Genomic DNA, 22,854 nt, shown 5'->3' on the forward strand with positions numbered 1-22,854 from the left:
AAACTATTTTTTATATTTGCAATCCCTTTTGGGACAAATGCAGGCGTGGTGGAATTGGTAGACACGCTAGACTTAGGATCTAGTGCTTTACGGTGTGGGAGTTCGAGTCTCCCCGCCTGTACAATAAGCCTTGTAAATCATTGATTTTCAAGGCTTTATTTTTTTGGTTGACAATGGAGTTGACAAACTCAAGGTGTTTAATTCAATCTTTATTCCATTATTTACTGAAATCATCACTTTTAGTGCCTACAGGGAATAAGATATGATACCAAAGAGAATTTAATGCATATCTTAGATATCTAAACCAATAAAGTTTCTTTTTTATCATAATTAAATTTAGTTTTCGGTATTATTGCCAACGGTCTTGTGTATGGTTAGTTGCGTGATTAAGGAACTAATTTAGCAAATAAATCACAGATAGAATATTCCGCAGGAATGTTCGTAAGTCGGCAGTGAACAAGCAATTAATTATACACCGTGTTGTATGTAGTTTTTTTATTCAAAATATTTTTGAACTTTGTATTCTATTCCAATGTTAGATGTATTTATAACTTCAATTCTTGATCCTTTAAAGCCTATTATTTTTCCTTCGTTTAAGTCGTATGATAAATCTTGGTTAAAGGCAGGGCGAATCATATTATTTATGAACTCGCGATATGTGAATTTTACAACATCACCTTCTTTTCCATTATAAATTAGTTCTTTTTTAAAACAATCTTCACAATTTTTATCAACTATTGTGGTTTTAATAACTTCAATATTGCCCTTTTTAGATTGTTTGGTTATAAATCCTTTTCCACTGTTTTTTACATAAGGAATATAAATTTTTGTTTCGGTATTATAAGCGACTCCTACTGTGCCTCGAGGATAGCGATATTCTTCATCATAACAATATAACATCCATATTTCTCTTGTAATACCATAGTACGGTAATTTGTCTCCAGCTTTAATTGGGTATTTAATAATTCCAATCTTTAATTCAGGCGAGGATATAACTTCTAATGCTTGAGTGATTTTTTCATAACCAGATACTATAATTGAATTTCCAATTTCGGCTGTATATATTTCATTAAGTTCTTTAGTATTATATAATTCGGATTCTATGAAGTCATTTTGTCCAAATGCAAGTATTGGAAAAATTAAAAGAATTAAGGTCTTAAATTGTGTTCTCATATTTTTTTTAATTACATACAACGGTCTTGTATATGAAACGTAGTGCGGAAAATAAGCGACTACTTTTCGGATAAGCACAAGCCGAATTTTTAAATTTTACTGATTATTTTATTTTTGGCAATTCGTCAAATTTAAAAATTTGGCGACTTCCTAAAAATGCCTGAACCTTCCTGTTAGCCACAGGTTTTGTTTATTTTTTCCAATATTACTTTCAAATCTGTATTATAATCAATTGAAAATAGTGTTTTTTCTTTAACTTTTTCATTCTTCCACTTTTCAATATTAAATTCCGTTTCGTTTATTCTAATTTTTAAACGATAATCATCTTTTCTAATATCTAAAAATCCTCCATTAATATTATTGTAAAATTCATTTACAATATCATTCTCTAATAGATATTTACTTAATTCATTTAGTTTGTTATGCCTTTTTGAGCGGATTCTACGGTTTTTAATTGTCTGAATAAAATCTTTCAAGTAGAACGAGTTTTCGTCATTATTATTAAAATAATCATTTGGTAGTTTATCTGTTATATTTTCAATAAAATCACTTAATTGTATTTGCTTAAATTCTTTATTGTTTTCGAGATAAGTTTTTGTTTTTTCTAATGGTATTTTGCTATAAGGTGTTAGAATTACAAAATATTGATTTTTATTAGAATAATGTTTATCAATGTATTTTTTGTAGATTTCTAATGGATTATTGAAATCGTGATTTATTTTAAACTCTATACAGATAACAAAATCATCGGTTTCTATTAATATATCAATTCGTTTATCCTTTTCTGTTTTTACTTCCGTTTTTACTTTTGTGTTCTTTATTGATATTTTATTAAATGGGTTAGAAACATTATTCTTTAATAAACCACTTTTATCATATGGTATTAAGTTGTAGCATTCAGTATTCAGCAATGTGTTTATAAATAAACTATCCAAATTATGCTTTTCATTAGGTCTAAAATAGAATGCTAATAAATTAGCTATTGGAACTTCTTTATTATGAACTTTTAAGACTTCTAAAAATGTTTTTTTTGGATTTTGTGAATTCATATTTTGGGAAAATGTTATAATAAATATTATAAATGTGTTTCTAAATAAATTAGCTATAGTATTTAACTTTTTGTTTTATTCAATTTTTCAATATCAAAACCTACTCTTTGAGCTTTTTCATACATCCAAATTTGAGCTTGTTGTATTATAGAATCAATTGTCTTATTCATCCAAACAGCTGAACCAAATTTTTCGCTTTCTGGAACAAATGAATCGTGAAACCCTATTGACATATTAATAATTCTTTCTTTATCATCAGCAACTTTTAAAGATGAAAAAATATGTGACTTTTCTAAATGTACAAATGAATTAGCTGCTTTATATATATCAGTAACCCATTCCATATTTTCAACTTTTGAAATTTCAGTATATAGTAAAAAATCACTTAAGTTTTGTTTAGTTCCTCTAAGTTTCATCTTCTTTATTAATTCACCTCCCATAACTTTAGAGGCAAAAGTATTTCTGTCGTATTCTGAAATAATTGAAGCATACAATCGTAACAATGTGTCAATATTAATTCTTACTAATGGAGCAGCTGCAATAAAATTGTTATCTCTAATTAATGATGTATATGCCTTAGAAATATTAACAGTGCGGTTTAATGCAGCAATCAAAAAAATATCAAATATTTCCATTTTGGGAGTAATTGCCGTTAGCTGTTGCCCCATATTGATAATTGCTTTTGATTTATTGTCAATCTCAATAAGCAACTGTTCTTTTGTTAGTGTTACGTAGCTCATTCAATCTCAATATTATCAATTTCTTTCATCAATTTGTCCGTTTCTGAAAGAGCAACTATTATTTTCTGATAATGCATAATCTCATCAAATTCTAATATTCTTTCTCTGCGGTCTTTCAACCACTTTTGGGCAGGTTGATAACCTCCAATATATAATTCCCAAGCTGTTAATGGTATATTTTCAAAATATTGCTCATCATTTATCCAAACCTTTCCTTTTGAGTTGTCAATTGGTTCATATCCTATATCGTTTTTTGACAGTTTTCTAGTTATTTTATTATCACCACTTTTAGGGTAACTGGAAATATATTCTTCGACCTTTGGGGTTTCTAATAAATGAAATTGGCGTAATTCACCTCCTAATTTTACTAATTGCAAAAAGGTTTCTTTATCTTTTGGGAAAGGAATTCTTGCGAAGTCTATTTTTAATAATTCTTTGTATTTTTTTCTATAATTAGGTGAATGTAAAACAGCATATATGTAATCTAAAATATCAATTGGGGCAAAACAATTTTTAGTTAATTCTTTTTCATTAGTGAATGTCAAATCTAATTTTTCAGCAATTTCATTTACAATCTCTGAATTTAGATTAGGTATTCTTTCTGGGGCATTTATAAGCGTTTGCTGTTGATTAATTTCATTATCTATATATAAAGGCAAATGATAAGATTGAATTGTTCTTTCTGCGCATTTCATTTCAGACATTAGATTTGTAATAAAAAAGCTATCTATAGTGTCTGACTTATTTTGTCTACCTAACAATAAAGCAAGATTGTTTCCTGATAACATATGTTTCATAGTCTTACCTCTTGGATAACCAATAAATCCTTTTGATTTTCCAGTGTAAAATGTCCATTTATTGTCAAAAGGACGATGTGTTATCTTGACTATTTTAGGTTTGTTATTTCTTAAATCTTCTTTTGCGTATGGAATCTTCCAATCTCTATTATCAGCAACTAAATTGTATTTATTTCTAATTTCTTCATCATCTAAATTAAAAAAGTCATTTTTGATTTGCTCTAACTCTTTCTGCTTATATTGTAAGCAAAGAGCATCTCTTTTTGTTTGTATTCCAGTATTATAATTACTGAAGAGCTCATTTACTTTAAAGCCTTTTTGATAAATATCTTTATTTGAAAAGTCTTTTGGAACAAAAAAGTAATATGGTTCTTGGTATTTAATGCTATTCCAAGAAATTGAATTAAAATTGTTATTAATTAAGAATTCATATTTAAAATCTCTAACTCCATAGACATCAGTGTGAAACACCTTTCCTAAAGTTTTTCCTTTTTTCTTTTTTGACTTAACAAAAATATTAATTGAAACACCTGTCATAATATCAAATACATTTTGGTCTACAGTTCCATCTGGTGATGTTTCTTTCTTTTTAGCATTTCCGTGTAAATCTATTATATAAATACTATCGAAAGTTTCGAGTAGATTTTTACGCATTTGTCTATGTGTAACTCCATCAAGAAAACTATTACTTGAAATATATGCTAAAATACCTTCTCCATTTTTATCTATATAATGTTGACCATAACGAATGAATTTAATGTAATCATCATCAATATTTATTTTACGTTCATTTAAGTCTTTTTTGTAATCAATTAATAAGTTTTGTATCCATTTCCCTTTATTACTACTACTAATTGCGTACGGTGGATTACCAATTACACACATTACAGGTGTGTCTCGTTTTATATGGTTTGCTTCATTCGCTTCACTACTTAACCAATTTGCAAATAAAGTACCTGTATCTGGATGAGCTTCTTCTAAACTATTGGTTAGATAAACTCTTGTTCTTTGGTTTTTAGTTGGTTTAAAACCAGATTCTTTTAACAACAAATCTAATTGTAAATGTGCCATTGCATAACTTGCCATTAAGAGCTCAAAACCATTTAGACGTGGTAAAAGATGATTTTCAACATAGCCACTCCAAATACCTTCTTGACCTTTAAATTTTTTGTTTATATGTTTTATTACTTCGGCTAAAAAAGTGCCAGTTCCTGTGGCTGGGTCAAGAATTTGAACTTTATGCACCTTTTGGTCTACTTCTTTATATCCGCTTTTAAAATTTTTATTTGGGATGTCGGTTTTTACTTTGATAGTCGTTTTACTTGTATCGGCAAGACCTTGTGGTAAATCAAATTCCGTTTTTAAAATATTATCAACAGCACGAACAATAAAATTTACAATAGGAGCAGGAGTGTACCAAACTCCTCTTTGTACTTTTAGTTCAGGGTCATATTCACTTAAAAAATCTTCGTAAAAATGGATGATTGGGTCTTCCATTTTTGTTGACTTTCCGTAATTTTTAAGAATTTCTTCTACATTACACGCTAAAAATATTTCAGTTAGGTTATCTACAATCCATTTAATTCGGTCGTCAATATCTGGTCCAGCAATGTAACCAAAGAGTTTTCTTAAAAACGGATTTGATTTCGGAATCAATTCAGAAGCTTCTTGTCGGCTGAAAGTATCTAAAGTAGGGTCGTGTAAACGAGCAGCAAACATTCCATAAGCTATCGTTTGAGCATAAACATCTGCAAATCCTTTTGGAGTAATATCGTGAATCAGAATATTTTTAAAGGCAATCATTTGCTCCTTTAAAGTACTGTCTTCATTATGCGTTTCATCACTTGTTAAAGCATTTTCAATAACATCAGAAAGAAGGCGAGCTTTACCCGCCATCATTTCTGCTAATTTTTTAGAACTTTTGATGTTTTGTCCAATGTGAGTACAAAAGTCTTTGATTAGATTTTCAAATGTTGCAAAATTTTGAGGAAGGGCAACAATTCCTTTTTCAGTTATTTCTGCAATGGCAATTTTTGTGATAAATTCCCCGTCATTGTATAAATGAAAATCTATGTAATCCGTAAAAATCAGATTGTCTAATGATGCTTTATATCGGTCAAATTGTTCTTTGTTTACCGATTTCTTTTTTCCTTCAAGGTCTTTGTCTCCAATATCTTTTGCTTCAATAAATCCTACGGGAATATCTTTTTTTGTCAAGATATAGTCAGGTGCTCCGCAAGATTGTCTTTTCGGTTCGTTCGTAGCTCTTACTTCAGGGATTAAACTTTCAATCAGTTGCTGTAAATCTCCTCTAAAAGTATGTTCAGTAGCGTTTCCGAGTTTATATCTCTGATTTATGTTGTCAATGTAATTTTCTATTGTCATATTTCAATTCTCATTATTCTCGGTGAGCGTTGGCTAAAAATAGCTCTTTTGGTTTTTAAGCTTTGGCTGTAACGTTGGCAAAAACCAAATGTGCTATTTGTGCGGCTGGTTTTTTTTCAGCTTGCAGGTAACGTCTCGGCTATGGTTAGTGCGGGAATTAAAAGTAATTAATTTCCGATTAAGCACTTAGCCAAAACTTTTTGTTTTGTTTTATCTTTTTATTTTTAAAGCCAAATCAAAAAGATTTGGCGGACTTGGTTAAATGCATTAAACTTTGGGGTAAGCACCAAAACCCGTATTAATTATAGCCATTGTTAGCCACTGCCTTTTAATTGTTTGTTTATTTTCTTAACAACTTTGTAAAATTCTCCATAATATTCTTCATTAGGTAAAGAGTTTTGTTTCATTTCTTCAAGATATTTACCTTTCAGTGAATTTTTTGCAGACTTTACTTCCTCTTTGTCGTCAGACATTAAACCTTGAACTAAATCAGTGTTTTCTGCATTAACTTTATTAATAACGATATCTGTAAGCAAACCTTCAACGTTTCTTTTACCACTTGTATCTTTTCCTATTATTATGTAGTCTTTATCTTTTACTAATCCAACTCTTTTAAGGTTAGGTTCTACCTTTTTAGAAGTGTCTAAATCAAGTGTAATGAGAATGCGACTGAATCTATCTACAATGAATTTTAGTAGTTGATTATTTGTCATAAAGCCAAAACCGTCATAAGAATAAATTTCTCCTACAAAGTCTAATTTATTAGAGCCGTGTTTTTCGTCTTTTAATAATTCAAAATATTCTTTGTCGATTTTTCCTTCTACGAAAAGTATTGTATTGTCTTTTGAGAAAAAAGCATCTTTTAGAGATTCAAATTCAGGTCCTATCATTCCTAAAGCAGTTTCAAATGGAGCTTTCCAATTATCATCACTAACTTCTTCAACATATGCTTCTCGTAATTTCTTACGTTCAATTTTTCTATTTATTAAAATATTTGATTTAGGACTCTTGTGACTTAAAAGGTAAGGACTATGAGTCGTACAAATTAGTTGTATTTTATATTCTTCAGATAAATCTTGAAGAATTCTTCCAAACTCAGCTTGTGCAGAAGGATGCAAAAAACTTTCAGGTTCTTCTATAATAACAACTGGTGTTGATTTATTTTCTGTGTCCTCTGATTCAACTATTCTTTTTGCATTAAAAATACTTTTTAAAATTAGAGTTCTATTTTTTGTTCCACTTCCCCAATCTTCCAAAGGAATATCATAGTCTTTTTCACCTAAAGTAATCTCGAAAGGAATTCTGTCTAAATTTATTCCCGGGAAGTTAAGACCAACATCATATTTATCTTCAAGTCTGCCAATTAATTGAGATAAATCTTTTCTGTGTTGCTCAATTAATTTTTTTAATTCTTTAGTTAGAGCTTGTTTTTTACTTTGTAAACCAGCACTACTTTGAGATGTAAAATCATCAATAAATCCGTGAACATTTCTTCTGAAAGCCCAAGACATATCAGTTTGAGTGGAATTATGAAATATAAGTGTTTTTGTATTTCTTATTTTTTGAACTATTTCTTTTGATTTATATTCCTCTATTTCTACTTCGTTTATAATTAATTTTATAATCGGATTAGAAATGTCTGCTTTTAACTCAAAATGTAATTCAAGAGTAATGTTTTCCTCTTTCTCATCTTTTTTTCCTAAACCAAATGTATTAACATATTTAATAAGAGATGAATCAAAATTTTTATACAATAATATTGTTGCACATATTTTTATAGATTCATTTGTTTCATTTTTCTTCCAAATAGGGAAATCAGATTTGTAGTTAATCTCTATGTCATCTCCACTAAACATTGAATTATCACCAAGGATAAATCTAAGAACTCTTAAAATGTTAGATTTTCCAGAATTATTTCTACCTGAAATTGCTGTATAATAAGAATCCAAACTGATTTCAAGTTTTTCTATGGTTCGATAATTTTCAATGTTCAGTTTTTCTATTTTCATAAGTTTTTTTTGCGGTTGTGGCTAACAATTAGATATACTTTATAGTCTATATTCTCATTATAACACTAAGATAGCAATTCTTTATTTTTTATGAATGTTCTGAATGCTATATATACATTGTTGTGTATAGTTTTTATTTTAGATTATCGTAAATCTCTAATGTTTTTTTAATGATACTTTTTTCTTTTGATGTTATAGTTCTGTCATTGTGATATTGTCTTCCTTCGTATCTTACTTTAGCAGATTTAGAGTTTGCAATTCTATCTAATATTAACCGTTCATTTGTCCCAACTTGCATATCTAACCATTCCCAAATTCCTGAATTATTGTCTCTTTCCCAAGTTCCACTTATCGTATATTGCTCTCCGTCAATCAATAAAATTCCTCTATTTATAAACAGCCAATCATCAGAAGCGTATTGCAATTTTAGTCTTAACCAATAATTATCTCCTTTTTGTCCAATATATGGATAAATGAAATTCCTATTTGCATAAAATGGTGTTCTTGGATCTCTGTAAAAAGTGTTTCCTTTAAATTCGTCTTCACTCTTTTTGAATGATTTTAGTGCTTTTTCTGCTTTGTCTTTTTTCTGTTTTTTAACAATCGCAATACTGTCTTTGATTTTTAAGTTTTGTTTTATTTGGACACTATCAATTTCTTTGGTTGCGATTCCTTTATTAGTCAAATTGTTTGTTCCTGTGTCTGCACTAAAGATTCCAGCTAAAATTACGCTTATTACAAAAAGTCCGATTATGCCTAAACATCCGATTCTTAATATTTTATAAATTTTCGTCATTAAGTTTAATTTATACATGGTTTTATATGTAAAAATGCAACATTCGCTTTTTCTTTTCTTACGGTTTTCCGTATTAAGCTTAATTTTTAGGAGCGCACACACAGTAAACAATGGTTTATGCAATTCGTTATATGCACTTTTTATACTCCAAGAAGAAGTTTTTTAGCAAGCTCTGTCGTGAATTCTATGAGTAGTTTTTTATTTCAAATTATAGAACTGCTGATTTGACTACAATTGTTATGTAATTTTTGGCAATAAAATCTCGTGTTTTTAATTATCGAACTGTCGATTTTGACTACAAATGTTATGCATTTTAAAAATCGAACTGTTGATTTTGATTACATATGTTATCTAATTGATAACATATGTAATTTATTTCGCTATACAAACTGTTTATTTTAATTTATCGAACTGTTTAATAAAAGTTAACAGAGTATTCTAAGAGTTAGTGCTGGTGTTATTTCAAACTCTTCTTAAATTCTTCTCTGATTATATCTCTTTCTTCTTTCGAATAATTATCTCTATTATCTAAGTAGGTATTCAAATCTATTAAAGATGCTAATGCGGCTTTTAATTTTGAGTTCGAGTATTTCATAATATGTTATTCTGTTAAGAGTGGAAAATATAAGTGTAAAATAAAAATTGTTGTTTTAGAATTTAATAAAATACTTGTTTTAATACGTTTTTAGTTAATGCTAATTATACTTGATACATTAAAAGTTTATAAGTCTAAAAACGTCTTCTAAATCATCATTATAAACTCCTTCTAATTTTAATTCGGCATCAGACTTTCCGTTTGTCATATCCCATAATTTTGCGTCTATACCTATTTCTCTCAGGTATGGAATTTTAGAATTAATAATTTGAACTGCATTGTTTGACATATCAGGAATAATCAAAACTGTATAACCAATAAGACAGTTTATCTTTTTGTCTGTCAGACCATTAGCGCCTCCGTAGGCAAGCCATGTGTATTTGGGTAGAAGTATAGAGCCAACTATAGCTGTTTTCGCGCCTTCAACGAGAACTACAATTTGATTTTTACTGTTTCTTAATTCATCAATCAGTAAATGCTCTCCAAATAAGCAAGAAAAGTATCCTTTAGCGTTTGTATATGGCGAATAGACAACAGGAGTTCTCTTTCCTCTATTATCAAAAAATTGTATTTCTGATTTTTGAGTTTTTAAACTTTTATTAATATTCCAAAATATTGTTCCACCTCGTTTAGATGTTCCAATTACGTACATTTCTTTGGCTTCTTTAGTCTTTTCATTACCATATCTATTTCTCAAGTATTTCAAAAGATTGTTTTCAGGTTTTATGTGGTAATTTTCCCAAATAACGCTCTCAGTAATATAATTTTGTGTAATTTTTTTTTGCTTTTGTTGATTGCTTCGAATTTGTAATTTAATTTTGCTTAGTTCATCATAGCTATTAAGAGGTGTGAACCTTTCTAAGCCATTATCCCAAATGCAGTAAACTCCATTTTTATTTATATAAATAGTTGGAGGTAAATTAGATTTTCCGCATGAATGGCAGTACCCGTATTGATCTGGAATACCTGAATAGTTAGCGAATTTACCGTCTTTATTTCGTTTATTACAGCAGGGAGTTATTAGCTTATAATTCCTTTTATTTTTGAACTTATATTGAAATTCTACTCTTTTCATATTAATTGTTTAGTACGGAAACTGGAAACTGGAAACTTCCAATATTAATTGAATCTATTGTGTACACTGAAAACATTGACTCAGCGGACTTAAGTTTCCAGTTTCCAGTTTCCAACGTTTCAATTTTTTTTATTAAAGTGTTTAGAAACTTGACCTCTACTTAAACCTGTAACATCAACTACACTTTTTTGTGACGAACCATTAATTTTTGCCATTTTTATAAGCTTGGTCATGAATGATTTTTTGTCGAAAGTTTTGTCCTGATATTCTAATATCATTTTGAAATTTGTAAAATAAAAATCGTTTATAAGAATAGCCAAATTAACAGTGTCTAAGCTTATTTTTGATTGATAATTACAGCCTTCGGATTTTTTTATTAAATGTACGAGTAATACTATTTTATGAATAGAAATCAACATTTTAGAGACATACTCTTTGGTGTGGTCTGTCAAATTATTTTGTTGATTTAATAGACATTGCGAATACTGATGAATTTTTTCTTGTGCATCTAACTGAATTGCTATCGTGAGTGGTTTTTCTGTTTGTTCACTATCAAAGGAATCTTGATTTTCAATAGAGGATCTATAGTCGAGTAAGTTCTTTAATAAGGCTGAGTAATTTTCTGTTGTAGACTTAGGAAACACTTTCTTCGTTATTTTGTTGTTTTTAGTCAAATTAACAACGAACAATATTCTATCAATAAAACCGCTCTCTAAATTTCCATTTGCAAACAGTTTAGGTATAAATTGATGTTGAATAGAGCCTAATAAAGTTGGGTAACTTTTCTTCAGTCTAAAGCTGTCTGTCGTTTTTCTTCTTATATCAATTTCACTGTTAGTGAACCCTTGAAGATAAAAGATGCGCCAAAGATTACCCTCCTGACTGCTTTTATTAGCCATTTTCTCAATTAAAGCATCTAATTCATCAGTATACATACCAACAGAATAAGGGTTTTCGTAATGAGCGAAATGCATCGCTTCGATAGTCGCGTTCTGATATAACAATTGCTTTCTAATCACTTTTGCTGTTGACAATTCTTGTTGAGTTGAAATAGCTTTTTTTAAATCAGCATCCTTTATTTTGAAATTATCGTATTCATCATCATCAAATTCTTTTAATGGATTTGTAGCAATTCGCATTGCCTCCGATTTTGTGTCACCACGACTACCTACAACTGCAAAATATAGGTTGCAGTAATTTGTATAATTCATACAATTAATATTGAATGCTAATCCTGAAGCATTACTAAAAGCAAAGAGAATAGAGCTTAGTAGAAATTCCTTAGGTACTCTTTTGTAATAAAACGAATCATTTACTAATTCCCTTATTTGAATTGGTAATTTTAAGAGTATTTCGTCAAGCTGTTTTAAAGCATAATCCTTATTAGAACAAGTAAGGCTATCGATTTTATTTTCTATTTGCTTTAAATCGTGGTTTTTATCACTTTTATTAGTATCTTTATTTAGCATATAAGTTTATTAAATTAATAATGCGAAACCCTATGGTTCTCCTAAAACCATGGGGTTTATTCTTTTATTATCGTTTGTGTTTTAGTGATTTGACCTCTTTAAGTGCGTGGTCAATAGCGGAGCGATTAATAAAGATTCGACGTCCGATTTTGTATGCGGGTAGCATACCTTTTTTAATGTAATTATGAATGGTTAATTCAACTACCCCTAATTCTTCAGCGACCTCTTTAACTGATAGCTTTTCCTCTTGATTTTTCGCTGTTAGTGGAGCGAGTTTTTTTTCAATAACGTCTTCTAAGTACTGAAAAAGCTCAGACTTAGAAACGTTATGAACTTGTGTTACATTTGTCATACGATATGGTTTTTGATTAAACTATATCGTAAAATTATACGTATTTATACTATTTTAATTTGACTAAATTTGACCAGTCAAAGAGTCAAATTAAAATAAGTACTATTCAGTAAAGGTAGCTGCTTCAAGATATTCGCTGTACTTCGGAGAGTCCTTAAAGTATGAATAGTTTTGTTTACTAAGATTACAATTATCGAATGTATTATTCATTGCTTCAACAATATCAATATCGTCACCTCCTATTTTTACATAATCCATTCTTCGTAAACTAAATGCTATTGCTACCATGAAAAAATTAGCTCCTTTTTTTTGAAATTTTTTAGGAAGTATTATTTCTAATCCGTTTTTAGTTTTAGCAACCAGCTTTTTCTCGATTAATAGTCTGATTATTGAATCATACTGGTCAGGAATATTGAACATATCTTTCAATGTTTTACCGTTCGCTCTCTTTATGGGAGCTTTAAAATCATCCAGTTCCAATAGTTTTTGCTTGATAGTTTCTAATAAATTATAGATTTCAAAAACTTCTTTCCATGTATTTAAAAGTTCATTTAGGTGATCAGAAGACCGACTTAGCTCCACTAATTTGTTATGAAAAAAGTCGTTTTCCGTGAGATTATTGAATGCTACAATTATATTATCAAATTCGTCATCAAGATATTCATATACATATTCCTTCCAGTTGGAAATTCCGTAATTTATGCCCCCAGGAAGTTCTGCATATAATATAAACATTTCCAGATATTCATCAACAGGATAATATTTAGCATACATTTTATTTAGATACTTTATTTTATCTTCTTTTTTTAGATATGCATTAATTTTTGTAAATAACATTGAAGCATCCTTATGACCATTACTCATGCCTATTTCTACACTAAATTTCATTAACAAGTAGACCGCATCTTTAATGTCTTCTTTTTTTAATGTTAGATATCTTCCATCTGTACTAAGTATTTTAAATGTGTCATTTTTTGAATTGTATTCGTAGTCTTGCATTATGCTTTTTTAAGTTTTGGTAATTCCATATCGCTAAAAGCAGCTTCAACTGCTTCTTTCCTTGCTTTATCATCTACTTTATGATACATATTGAAAGTTTTGAGGTCTTTATGACCCGTGATGCTCATAACGGTTTTATCTGCAATTCCTTTATTTCTCAATATTGATATAAACGTTCTACGCGCTGTATGCGTAGTGATGCGTTCATAAAAAGGTTTTATGAAAACCGTTTGCTCCACTCCTTTAATTCTTGTGTATTCAACGTCATGTATCATGCCTGCATTTTTTAATACTACTTTTATAATTTCGTTATGTTTTTGGTTACTTATTAAAGGTAATTCGTAATCATATTTTTCTAAAATGAATTTAGATAATTTAAATAACGGTATTTGGCGAGTTTCTTTGGCTGAATCTTTTTCCTCCTTAAGAACTATATAATTGTTTTCAATAGTCCTTTTGTTTATAGTTTTCATTTCGCCAAACCTTAATCCTGTGAAACATTGAAATATAAATATATCTCTAACTTTTTCCAAACTTTTTGATTTACAGTTATGTTCAAATATTATGGTTAATTGTTCTTCTGATAGGGCTTCTTCTCTCGTTAAAACTCTTGTTGGCTTTATGAATTCTTTAAACACATCGTTGTAAGTGTATTTATTTTTAAGAGACCATAACATGAATGATTTGAAAAAACCAATGTTACGCGATAGTGTATTTGTAAAGTGACCTTGATCTTCATAACAGAAATCTACAAATTCAGAGTAGAATTTTTCGTTTATAAGACCAAAAGTAAGTTTGAAATTTCGTTTCTTTTCAAACTCAAGGAGGTGATTTCTTAAATTTATGTATTTTTTGACTGTGTTCGGTTTCCAAAGTTTATGTTTTTCTTTTTCATCCATGAATTTAGCATATGCTTCAAAAAATAAATTTTTCTTTGTAGAAGATTTTTTGAATTTTATATTAAACTCTGATTTCAATATTTCTGACGTTAGAAATTCATCCAGTTTCTTACTGCGTGACTGTAAATTCTCGAAGAGTAATGAATATCTGTCTAATTGACCTTTGATTGCCGAGGAATTTACATCTTTAGAACGACCTTTTAGCTTTGGGCGGTTTTCTTCAAAACTCCAATGAGTAGGATTTATTTTCTCACCTGTAGAATAAACAAATTTGAAGTTCTCTCTTTTAAAATAGCAAGAAAATAAGATTAACGTTTCTTTCTCGTTCTTGGGTTGTTTTAAATAAAATGTTTGTGTCATAAATTAACGGTTGACAATTCAGTTGACAATTATATTACATTTTAATATAACCGCCAATTATATTGAAATATATTTTTTTAGTGTTTATAGGTGTTATCCCAGTGTTTAGATGTATTTAGGTGTTATTAAATATATTAAGTTCGAGTCTCCCCGCCTGTACTTAAATAAAAAGCTGACTTATATAAGTCAGCTTTTTTTTGTTTACATATGAAATAAGCCTTCATGATTTTGATTACTTTAAACGACTGTATAATAATACAACAGTGCTGAGTGTTAATTTAAGAGAAGTTAGACGAGTTGCAATTAATATCATTTAAAAGAGTGTTTGTATTCTGCTTTTATTGGTAACAATACGGGAGTAAGAAAGTCTTATTTATAGCGACCAATCTATTAAGTTGTAAATTTGCAAGAATGAATGTGTTATTATGAATGATATTAATGAAAATATTGAATCTCCGTTTACACTAAAGGTAAGCTTTGATCAAATTTTGAAGCACTATGAGGTATTATCAAAAAGTGATGACGAATTTATTGCAGCAAAAGCGTGTCGTGTTCTAAAAACTGCTGAAGGTTACCCTGAACTTAGAGACGGTATTATTAATTCACAAGATTTAGTAACAAGAGAGAAAGAAATAAGAATCATTCTACAAGATTCGTTTAGTCCAATTTTGACTAAAAATGAAATTAAGACTGCTTCTGTGCCATTTCATAATCTTATTTTTAATTCTTCTGAACGTTTTAAATCCATAATAGAAACAGCGGGTGACGATTTTGAATTACAAATTAAGAACATGCCAGAAGATGATAGTTATATCATTGCTTGTACCATCATTTTGTCTTTTTGTTATGGCTATCATATAAATTTTAAGCGACCATTTTATTACGAAATTCCTGATGCTAACGGCATCATGCAGTATTATAAAATATTATATAATGCTGATTTTGTTGAAATAATTCCATCTAAAAAGGCTCCAAAAATCACTCAGGAAGATGTCGATGAATTATTAGATAATTTTGACAATATGGAAATGTGGAAAGAGAAGTTCCCACCCAATAGTTATACATTTAAAGGTTTTGTGATTTCAAATATTTTTAATATTACAGATGATCAATCCATCTCCAATATTAAATCAAGTTTAATAGGGGAAGATAAGAGAAAAGATAAAAGTTTTATGGAGGATTTCCATCAAATTTTCCAGTCTCTTTTGGGTCTTAAAGACATTAAAGTTGGTTTTTCTATTTATAATGAAAAAGAAGATACTTTTGAACATGTCTATGGAGAAGGCATGAATAGTTTTCTACTTAATCATTTAGATACTAATGATTGTTCAGATACTTTATGCAAAGTCTCATACAATAGATTATTGAAAGAAAAGAAGTTCTACGCTGTATCTGATGTAGATAAATTTCATAAACTTTCTAAAGGAAAAGCGCCACAGTATAAAACCTTAAAAGAACAACATATTAAAAGTGCAATTTTAGCTCCAATTGCTAATGAAAATGGCTTACTGGGAATTCTAGAAATTGTTTCAGAACGACCTAAAGTTTTAAATAGTATCAATGCGAATAAATTGAAGGATGTCATGCCATTCATAGTTTCGGCAGTAGAACGTTCTAAGAACGAAGAGCAGAATTTAATTGAAGCTATTATTCAGCAAGAATGTACTTCTATTCATCCAAGTGTCAATTGGCGTTTTGAGAAAGAAGCGAAAATTTTTATAAAAGATCAATTTAATGGTAATAAGCCTAGTTTTAATAAAATAGCTTTTGAAAACATTTACCCTTTATATGGACAAATAGATATTAAAGGTTCTTCAGATGCCAGAAATTGGGCAACGCAGCAAGATTTAACAATTCAGTTGAACGGTATTAAGTCAATAATAGAGGCTGCCTTTGACATTGAAAAGCTACCAATTTACGAGCAGTACTTGTACCAAATAGAAGCTTTTTTAGAAGGGTTAAGCACACATTTTCAAGTGGACAGTGAGCAACAAATTTCGGTATTTATAAAGCAAGATATAGATCCTTTATTAGAGCATTTATTAGTAGTTGAATCTTTAAGGACACAAGTAGAGTCATACTTTGGTAGTATAGATGATAAAGTAGACGTTTTGTATAATCATAGAAAAGAGTATGATGATACTATCGCTTTAATTAACAAAGAAATGGCGTCACTTTTAGATCAAAAACAAGTAGAAGCTCAAGTTATGTATCCTCATTATTTTGAGCGTTTTAAAACTGATGGTGTAGAGCATAATATGTATATTGGAGAATCTATTACCAAAGAAAATAGTTTTAACCCAATTTATTTGTACAATTTAAGATTGTGGCAATTGCAAGTAATGTGTGAAATGGAAAACTCATTCTACTTAATGCAACCTAACTTTCCTGTCAAATTAGATGTAGCTTCAATGATATTGGTATTTAATCAGCCATTATCGATAAGTTTTAGAATGGATGAGAAACAATTTGACGTTGATGGTACTTACAATGCCAGATATGAAATTGTAAAAAAACGTGTTGATAAAGCTTATATTAAAGGCACGAAGGAGCGTGTAACCCAAAAGGGAAAAATAAGTATTATCTATTCACAAAAACAAGATGAAATAGAATATTTAAGATATGTGAAGTTTTTACAGTCTAAAAAGTACTTAGATAACGATATTGAAATTGTAGAGCTTCAGGATTTACAAGCAGTCACTGGTTTAAAAGCGATTAGAGTGAGTGTTTTATATCACAAAGATAAAGATGACCAATCATTTTACACTTATGAGGATTTAATGAAAGAAATCAGCGCTTAAAGTCTTTTTTTAAGTAAGCTATATAGCTGTATTTCCGCCTGACAGTTGAAATGCTACAGCAAACGCAATTACACTTATAATAATACCAATCATAAAAACGGTGTAGGTTACTCTCAGTAAATTATATTTACTATTTAGCACTAAACCGAGGAAATATAAATCCTTCGTAAGTGAACTGTATAGATAATCCCTGTCTTGCATCATTTCTGACATAGCCCATTCAAACTCATCGAGCTTCATTTTATGAAAATTTCCGAAGAATAAAAGATTGACCTTTTTATTAGCAACATCTTCTTTTGTAAACTTACCTTGAGTCACGTTTGGACGCGTAGCTAAAACAGATAAAATAATTGAAGTGACAGTGAAAATAGTGAAAATTACGGTTGGCCAAATCAAATAATCATTTGAAGGATTGTCAAGTTTAGATACTAAATTTGATAATACTAAAGAAAAAATTATGGCATTTACAGATAATAGGATGTTAGCTTTTGTGTCTGCAATATCACTGAGTGTTATATGATTTTTAAGAGCGACTCTAAACATAGTTTCAATACCGCGTTCTGGTAAATCCATTTTTGCTTTTTTAAAATTTAGCTCTGCTTTTTTTTGCTTTAGTTTTTCAGTATTCTCTTTAATTTTATTCTGACTTTGAAGTAGATTAGCTAAATTTTTTCCTTTACGTTTTTCCCATTTGCGAGCGGCTATATCTGTGTAAAACGCATGCTGTGTTAAAAAAGAAATATTATCTTTAACCCAATCTGTTTTACCTATAACTTTCTTTAAAGTCAATTCTCTTTCTTTTTTTAATAAAACGGCATAGTCATCATACTTTTTGCTAGAAACATGAGCGCAGTCCGCATCTTTTATAATACCCTCTAGTTTTGTTTTTGGTTCGTAACCCATTTGGGTTGCTAAAATGATATTTGTAATCATGTCGATAGTTTTCTCGTCAACATCCTTAGTCTTTAAAAACTCAGAAGCAATTGTTACACTTTCCTTTTCATGACCTTCAATAGTCTTTGTGAACCCTGTGTCATGAAACCATGCTGCAATCTCTAAAACGTTCTTTTCAATATCATTTAGTTCATGAGTTTTAGTTAACTCTTGTACTTTTCTAACAACACGTTGCGTGTGTGGTAGATTATGATAGACAAACTTAGAATCTAAATTTTCGTTTAAATAACTAATTACAAATTTCTCTGCTTCTACAACAAGTGTTTCCATGTGGGTTTTTAGTTTATTGAGTAAAAATACTAAACTTTAATTAATGACTATTTAAGAGAGGGCTTAGTCGTAAATTTGCCAAAGACTTTCACTGACAAGATCTGTAATTTTTCAGTAAAGTTAACGACTATTTTTTTGTAGATTATGGGCCTACAATAAGCATTTTAAACTTTTTTATAAAATGAAACTTAACTTAAAAAATAAATTCACAAAAGAACTTCCTTCTGATCCAGTTAAAGAGAATGCTAGACGTCAGGTCAAGGAGGCTTGTTTTTCTTATGTAACACCTAAACGGACTAAAGCTCCGCAAATTCTCCATGTGTCTCGAGAGATGGCTAATAGTTTAGGGATTACAGAAATAGATATTGAAACCGAAACTTTTACTCAGATTTTTACTGGAAATCAACTGTTTCCTAATACAACACCATATGCGATGTGTTATGGAGGACATCAATTTGGAAATTGGGCAGGACAATTAGGTGATGGTAGAGCAATTAATTTGTTTGAAGTTGAGCATGATAACAAACTATGGGCAGTACAACTTAAAGGTGCTGGAGAAACGCCATACTCCAGAACAGCTGACGGCTTAGCTGTTTTACGTTCATCAATTAGAGAGTATTTATGTAGCGAAGCTATGTTTCATTTGGGAGTGCCAACAACAAGAGCGTTATCATTGGGGTTGTCTGGAGATGAGGTGATGAGAGATATGTTGTATGATGGTAATCAAGCTTATGAAAAAGGTGCGATTGTTTCTCGTGTAGCGTCTTCGTTTTTACGCTTCGGAAATTTTGAAATCTTCGCAGCTAGGAAAGATCATAAAACCTTAAAAACCTTAGTTGATTACACTATAAAACACCATTTTACGCATTTAGGAACACCTTCAAAAGAGAGTTATATCGGGTTTTTTGCTGAAGTGTCAAAACGTACGCTTGACATGATTATTCATTGGCAACGCGTTGGTTTTGTTCATGGTGTGATGAACACCGATAATATGTCTATTCTGGGATTAACTATAGATTATGGACCTTATGGATGGTTAGAGGGATTCGATTATGGATGGACGCCAAATACAACCGATAGTCAGCATAAACGCTATCGTTATGGAAATCAACCGAACATTGGGCTATGGGATTTATATCAGCTTGCCAATGCGTTGTATCCTTTAATTGAAGAAACAGAGCCTCTAGAGACAGTCTTGGAGAATTATAAAACTGATTTTGAAAATAAATCTTTAGAAATGATGCGTTCTAAATTGGGTTTAGAGCAAAGTGACCACAAAGACAGTGAATTGATTCAAAGGTTAGAAGATGTTTTGTTGCTCACAGAAACCGATATGACAATATTCTTCCGAAATTTAAGTAATTTCAAATTAGGAGACGCTGGAAAAGGATTACAGATTGTTGAGGATTCATTTTATGTGCCTAATGAAGTGTCAGACACAATTGCTCAACAATGGAGAGATTGGTTTAAAAGCTATGATGTAAGATTGAAAGATGAGTCGCTTTCTAATACTGATCGAAAAGAAAGAATGAATGCTGTTAATCCAAAATATGTGCTCAGAAATTATATGTCTCAATTAGCTATTGATGATGCCAATAAAGGCAACTATAAATTGATTGACGAGTTATTTCAAGTTTTAAAACAACCGTATGCTGAGCAACCAGAATATGAAAAGTGGTTTGCTAAACGACCCGATTGGGCAAGACATAAAGTAGGATGTTCCATGTTATCTTGTAGTTCATAATGTCAATTTTAGAACGTATTCAAAATTTGCCAAAAGGGTATAGCGCAGTTGTATTTCAGAAAAAAAAATATGGAGTTACAAGAACCGACTTTAATTCTGGAAAAAGTATAAAAGTGTGTGCAGAAGAATTAGCAGGAAATAATTTTATAAGCCTAAATTATTATGCAACATCGAATAGAGACTTATTGAAACCTTGCGAAATGGAAGAACAAAAAGTAATTCAATTTTTAAACAATTATAAATTCATAGATAATGAAAGCCATTTGGAATCATCTAGTTATTGCAGAAAGTGATCATACAATCGTGATTGAAAATAACCATTATTTTCCTAGTGAAAGTATTAAAGAAGCGTTTTTTAAACCCAGTAAAACGCATAGCATGTGCCCTTGGAAGGGAGAGGCATTTTATTATACTTTAGAAGTAAATGGAAAAGAAAATATAGATGCTGCGTGGTATTATCCTGAAGTTTCTGAGTTGGCAAAATCAATCAAGGGATATATTGCTTTTTGGAAAGGTGTGCAGGTAACAAAATAACTTAAAACATTTTTAGTAACTTAAGAAAGTAAAATGGAAACTGAGATAATTGGTTTTGGAGGTGGGTGCCATTGGTGTACAGAAGCCGTTTTTCAATCTTTGAAAGGCGTCGTTTCTGTTGCGCAAGGTTATATCGCATCCAATCATGAGAATTCAAGCTTTTCTGAAGGTGTTTATATTGATTATAACCCGAAAACAGTTAACCTTCAATTGCTAATTAATGTTCATTTATTGACGCACAAAAGTACTAAAAATCATTCTATGCGTTACAAATATAGATCTGCGATATACACCTTTTCTCAAATTCAAAGAACAAAAGTAGAAACTATTTTAGTTGAGTTGAATAAAAATAAAGGCGATGATTATATTACTGAAGTTTTAGATATTGAGACCTTTAAAGCGTCAAACGAAGAGATTACAAATTACTATTATAGCAATCCTGAGAAGCCATTTTGTAAAACCTTTATAAATCCTAAATTAACTTTACTATTAAAATATTATAGTGATGCTGTTGATTTAGATAAATTAAGTCATTTAAAGTTGGCGTTAGCCTTATAATAGATCAATTATGAAAAACCAGAAATTAAAAATAGAAAATAAAAAAGGTCATAAACTTCAAGCTTACTTGGAATTACCAGCAAATCAAAAACCGAACTACTTTGCCATTTTCGCGCATTGTTTTACATGCAGTAGCTCTTTGATTGCAGTGAGAAACATTAGCAGAGCGCTTACTAATCACGGTTTTGGAATTGTAAGATTCGATTTTACTGGATTAGGAAGAAGTGAAGGGGAGTTTGCTGATAGTCATTTTTCGGCAAATGTTGATGATTTGATAGCAGTGAGTGATTTTCTAAAAGAACATTATGAAGCACCATCGCTTTTGGTTGGCCATTCTCTGGGAGGTGCAGCGGCTTTAGTTGCAGCCTCTCAATTAGATCATATAAAGGCTGTGGCTACGGTTGGAGCTCCATCAACGATAAGTCATGTGAAGCATCTGTTTTCTCATGGCATAGACGATATAAAAAATAAAGGCCGAGTCGAAGTTAATATAGGAGGAAGACCTTTTAAAATTGATGAAGAATTTATATCAGATTTTGATAAAACTGATTTACGTGCAGTAGTTAAAGCTTTAAGAAAACCACTCTTAATTTTACATTCCCCAACAGATACTATAGTTGGCATTAAAAACGCAGAACAATTATATAACAATGCACATCATCCAAAAAGTTTCGTGACTCTTGACGATGCAGATCATTTATTATCAAAGACTAGAGACAGCTCTTATGCAGGAGAAATAATAGGTGCTTGGGTAAAACGATATTTTCCGCAGCAAGAAAACAAAATGTTAGATACTGCAGGAGAGCAATTGGTTGCGCATTTAAATTTGAAAGAAGATAATTTTACAACAACCATTCAAACGGCAAAACATAATTTTATTGCAGATGAACCAGATTCGGTTGGAGGAGATGACTTTGGGCCTTCTCCTTATGATTTTCTCAGTGCTGGATTGGCTGCTTGTACCGTAATGACTTTAAAAATTTATGCGGAGCGTAAAAAATGGGATTTACAAGAAGTCTATGCTCATATCACCTATTCTAAAAAACATAGTGATGATTTGATGTTAGACGTGGATACACCCACTAGAATTGATCATTTATCAAAAAAATTGACTTTTATTGGTGATTTAGACGAGTCGCAAAGACAACGATTAAAAGAAATTGCTTCAAAATGTCCCGTTCATAAAACATTACAAAGCGAAATAATTATTGATACAGAACTTACTTAATACGACTTTATTGAAAACCTTTAAGACCTATTAGAATGAGAATCAATATATTTATAAATCAAACTCT

At 30.2% G+C, this 22,854-nt stretch carries 18 protein-coding genes and 1 tRNA gene; 6 read left to right on the forward strand and 13 right to left on the reverse strand.

From position 1 onward, the window contains the following. Window positions 1-39: 39 nt before the first annotated feature. Window positions 40-121 (forward strand) — tRNA-Leu (locus H593_RS0104880). Between the two features lie 374 nt (window positions 122-495). Here the strand turns inward: H593_RS0104880 and H593_RS19885 are convergent. The 12 genes from H593_RS19885 to H593_RS0104940 all read right to left on the reverse strand — a co-directional run bounded on the left by H593_RS19885 (window position 496) and on the right by H593_RS0104940 (window position 14,698). Beyond that, on the reverse strand, window positions 496-1,173 hold the full coding sequence (locus H593_RS19885; protein ID WP_051229623.1) for a hypothetical protein: 678 nt from the start codon (window positions 1,171-1,173) through the stop codon (window positions 496-498). Window positions 1,174-1,346: 173 nt separating this feature from the next. Then, window positions 1,347-2,222 (reverse strand): PD-(D/E)XK nuclease family protein, encoded by an 876-nt coding sequence (locus H593_RS0104890; protein ID WP_028871407.1) that lies wholly within the window; start codon window positions 2,220-2,222, stop codon window positions 1,347-1,349. Window positions 2,223-2,284: 62 nt separating this feature from the next. Further along, on the reverse strand, window positions 2,285-2,962 hold the full coding sequence (locus H593_RS0104895) for a hypothetical protein (RefSeq protein ID WP_028871408.1): 678 nt from the start codon (window positions 2,960-2,962) through the stop codon (window positions 2,285-2,287). Continuing rightward, window positions 2,959-6,144, reverse strand: a complete 3,186-nt coding sequence (locus H593_RS0104900; protein ID WP_028871409.1) for a type ISP restriction/modification enzyme — start codon at window positions 6,142-6,144, stop codon at window positions 2,959-2,961. The genes H593_RS0104895 and H593_RS0104900 overlap by 4 nt, the downstream gene beginning before the upstream one ends. 314 nt (window positions 6,145-6,458) lie before the next feature. After that, window positions 6,459-8,153 carry an ATP-dependent nuclease gene (locus H593_RS0104905; RefSeq protein ID WP_028871410.1) on the reverse strand — a complete coding sequence of 565 codons (1,695 nt, stop codon included), beginning with the start codon at window positions 8,151-8,153 and terminating at the stop codon, window positions 6,459-6,461. Between the two features lie 133 nt (window positions 8,154-8,286). Then, the gene (locus tag H593_RS0104910; protein WP_157588778.1) at window positions 8,287-8,949 is read right to left on the reverse strand and encodes a hypothetical protein; all 663 of its coding nucleotides are present in this window, start codon (window positions 8,947-8,949) and stop codon (window positions 8,287-8,289) included. Window positions 8,950-9,406: 457 nt separating this feature from the next. Then, complete coding sequence (locus H593_RS20740) at window positions 9,407-9,544, reverse strand: hypothetical protein (protein ID WP_157588779.1); 138 nt, start codon at window positions 9,542-9,544, stop codon at window positions 9,407-9,409. 118 nt (window positions 9,545-9,662) lie between these two features. Beyond that, window positions 9,663-10,619: a DUF6371 domain-containing protein gene (locus tag H593_RS0104920; protein ID WP_028871412.1), complete on the reverse strand. Its 957-nt coding sequence runs from the start codon at window positions 10,617-10,619 to the stop codon at window positions 9,663-9,665. Window positions 10,620-10,738: 119 nt separating this feature from the next. Continuing rightward, on the reverse strand, window positions 10,739-12,088 hold the full coding sequence (locus H593_RS0104925; protein WP_028871413.1) for a DUF3987 domain-containing protein: 1,350 nt from the start codon (window positions 12,086-12,088) through the stop codon (window positions 10,739-10,741). Window positions 12,089-12,155: 67 nt separating this feature from the next. Beyond that, window positions 12,156-12,440: a helix-turn-helix domain-containing protein gene (locus H593_RS0104930; RefSeq protein ID WP_028871414.1), complete on the reverse strand. Its 285-nt coding sequence runs from the start codon at window positions 12,438-12,440 to the stop codon at window positions 12,156-12,158. Window positions 12,441-12,542: 102 nt separating this feature from the next. Beyond that, window positions 12,543-13,439, reverse strand: a complete 897-nt coding sequence (locus H593_RS0104935; RefSeq protein ID WP_028871415.1) for a hypothetical protein — start codon at window positions 13,437-13,439, stop codon at window positions 12,543-12,545. Beyond that, window positions 13,439-14,698, reverse strand: coding sequence for a tyrosine-type recombinase/integrase (locus H593_RS0104940; RefSeq protein ID WP_028871416.1), 1,260 nt, complete (start codon window positions 14,696-14,698; stop codon window positions 13,439-13,441). Before H593_RS0104940 ends, H593_RS0104935 begins: the two co-directional genes overlap by 1 nt. A gap of 425 nt (window positions 14,699-15,123) precedes the next feature. Here H593_RS0104940 and H593_RS0104945 point away from each other — a divergent pair, with 425 nt between their 5' ends. Then, a complete protein-coding gene (locus tag H593_RS0104945) occupies window positions 15,124-17,499 on the forward strand; it encodes a GAF domain-containing protein (protein WP_028871417.1) in 2,376 nt (791 codons plus the stop codon). Window positions 17,500-17,517: 18 nt separating this feature from the next. Here H593_RS0104945 and H593_RS0104950 read toward each other — a convergent pair whose 3' ends face one another. Next, complete coding sequence (locus H593_RS0104950) at window positions 17,518-18,723, reverse strand: Pycsar system effector family protein (RefSeq protein WP_028871418.1); 1,206 nt, start codon at window positions 18,721-18,723, stop codon at window positions 17,518-17,520. A gap of 181 nt (window positions 18,724-18,904) precedes the next feature. On the opposite strand from H593_RS0104950, the gene H593_RS0104955 reads away from it, so the two are divergent. The 4 genes from H593_RS0104955 (at window position 18,905) to H593_RS0104975 (ending at window position 22,787) form a co-directional block, all read left to right on the forward strand. After that, the gene (locus H593_RS0104955) at window positions 18,905-20,467 is read left to right on the forward strand and encodes a protein adenylyltransferase SelO (protein ID WP_028871419.1); all 1,563 of its coding nucleotides are present in this window, start codon (window positions 18,905-18,907) and stop codon (window positions 20,465-20,467) included. Window positions 20,468-20,719: 252 nt separating this feature from the next. Beyond that, window positions 20,720-21,001 carry a DUF427 domain-containing protein gene (locus H593_RS0104965; protein ID WP_028871421.1) on the forward strand — a complete coding sequence of 94 codons (282 nt, stop codon included), beginning with the start codon at window positions 20,720-20,722 and terminating at the stop codon, window positions 20,999-21,001. Window positions 21,002-21,034: 33 nt separating this feature from the next. Next, entirely contained in the window at window positions 21,035-21,559 is a 525-nt protein-coding gene (locus H593_RS0104970) for a peptide-methionine (S)-S-oxide reductase (protein WP_028871422.1), read from the forward strand. A 10-nt stretch (window positions 21,560-21,569) separates the two neighbouring features. After that, window positions 21,570-22,787, forward strand: coding sequence for a bifunctional alpha/beta hydrolase/OsmC family protein (locus H593_RS0104975; RefSeq protein ID WP_028871423.1), 1,218 nt, complete (start codon window positions 21,570-21,572; stop codon window positions 22,785-22,787). Window positions 22,788-22,854: the final 67 nt, after the last annotated feature.

It is taken from the genome of Psychroserpens burtonensis DSM 12212 (assembly GCF_000425305.1).
Lineage (GTDB): Bacteria > Bacteroidota > Bacteroidia > Flavobacteriales > Flavobacteriaceae > Psychroserpens > Psychroserpens burtonensis.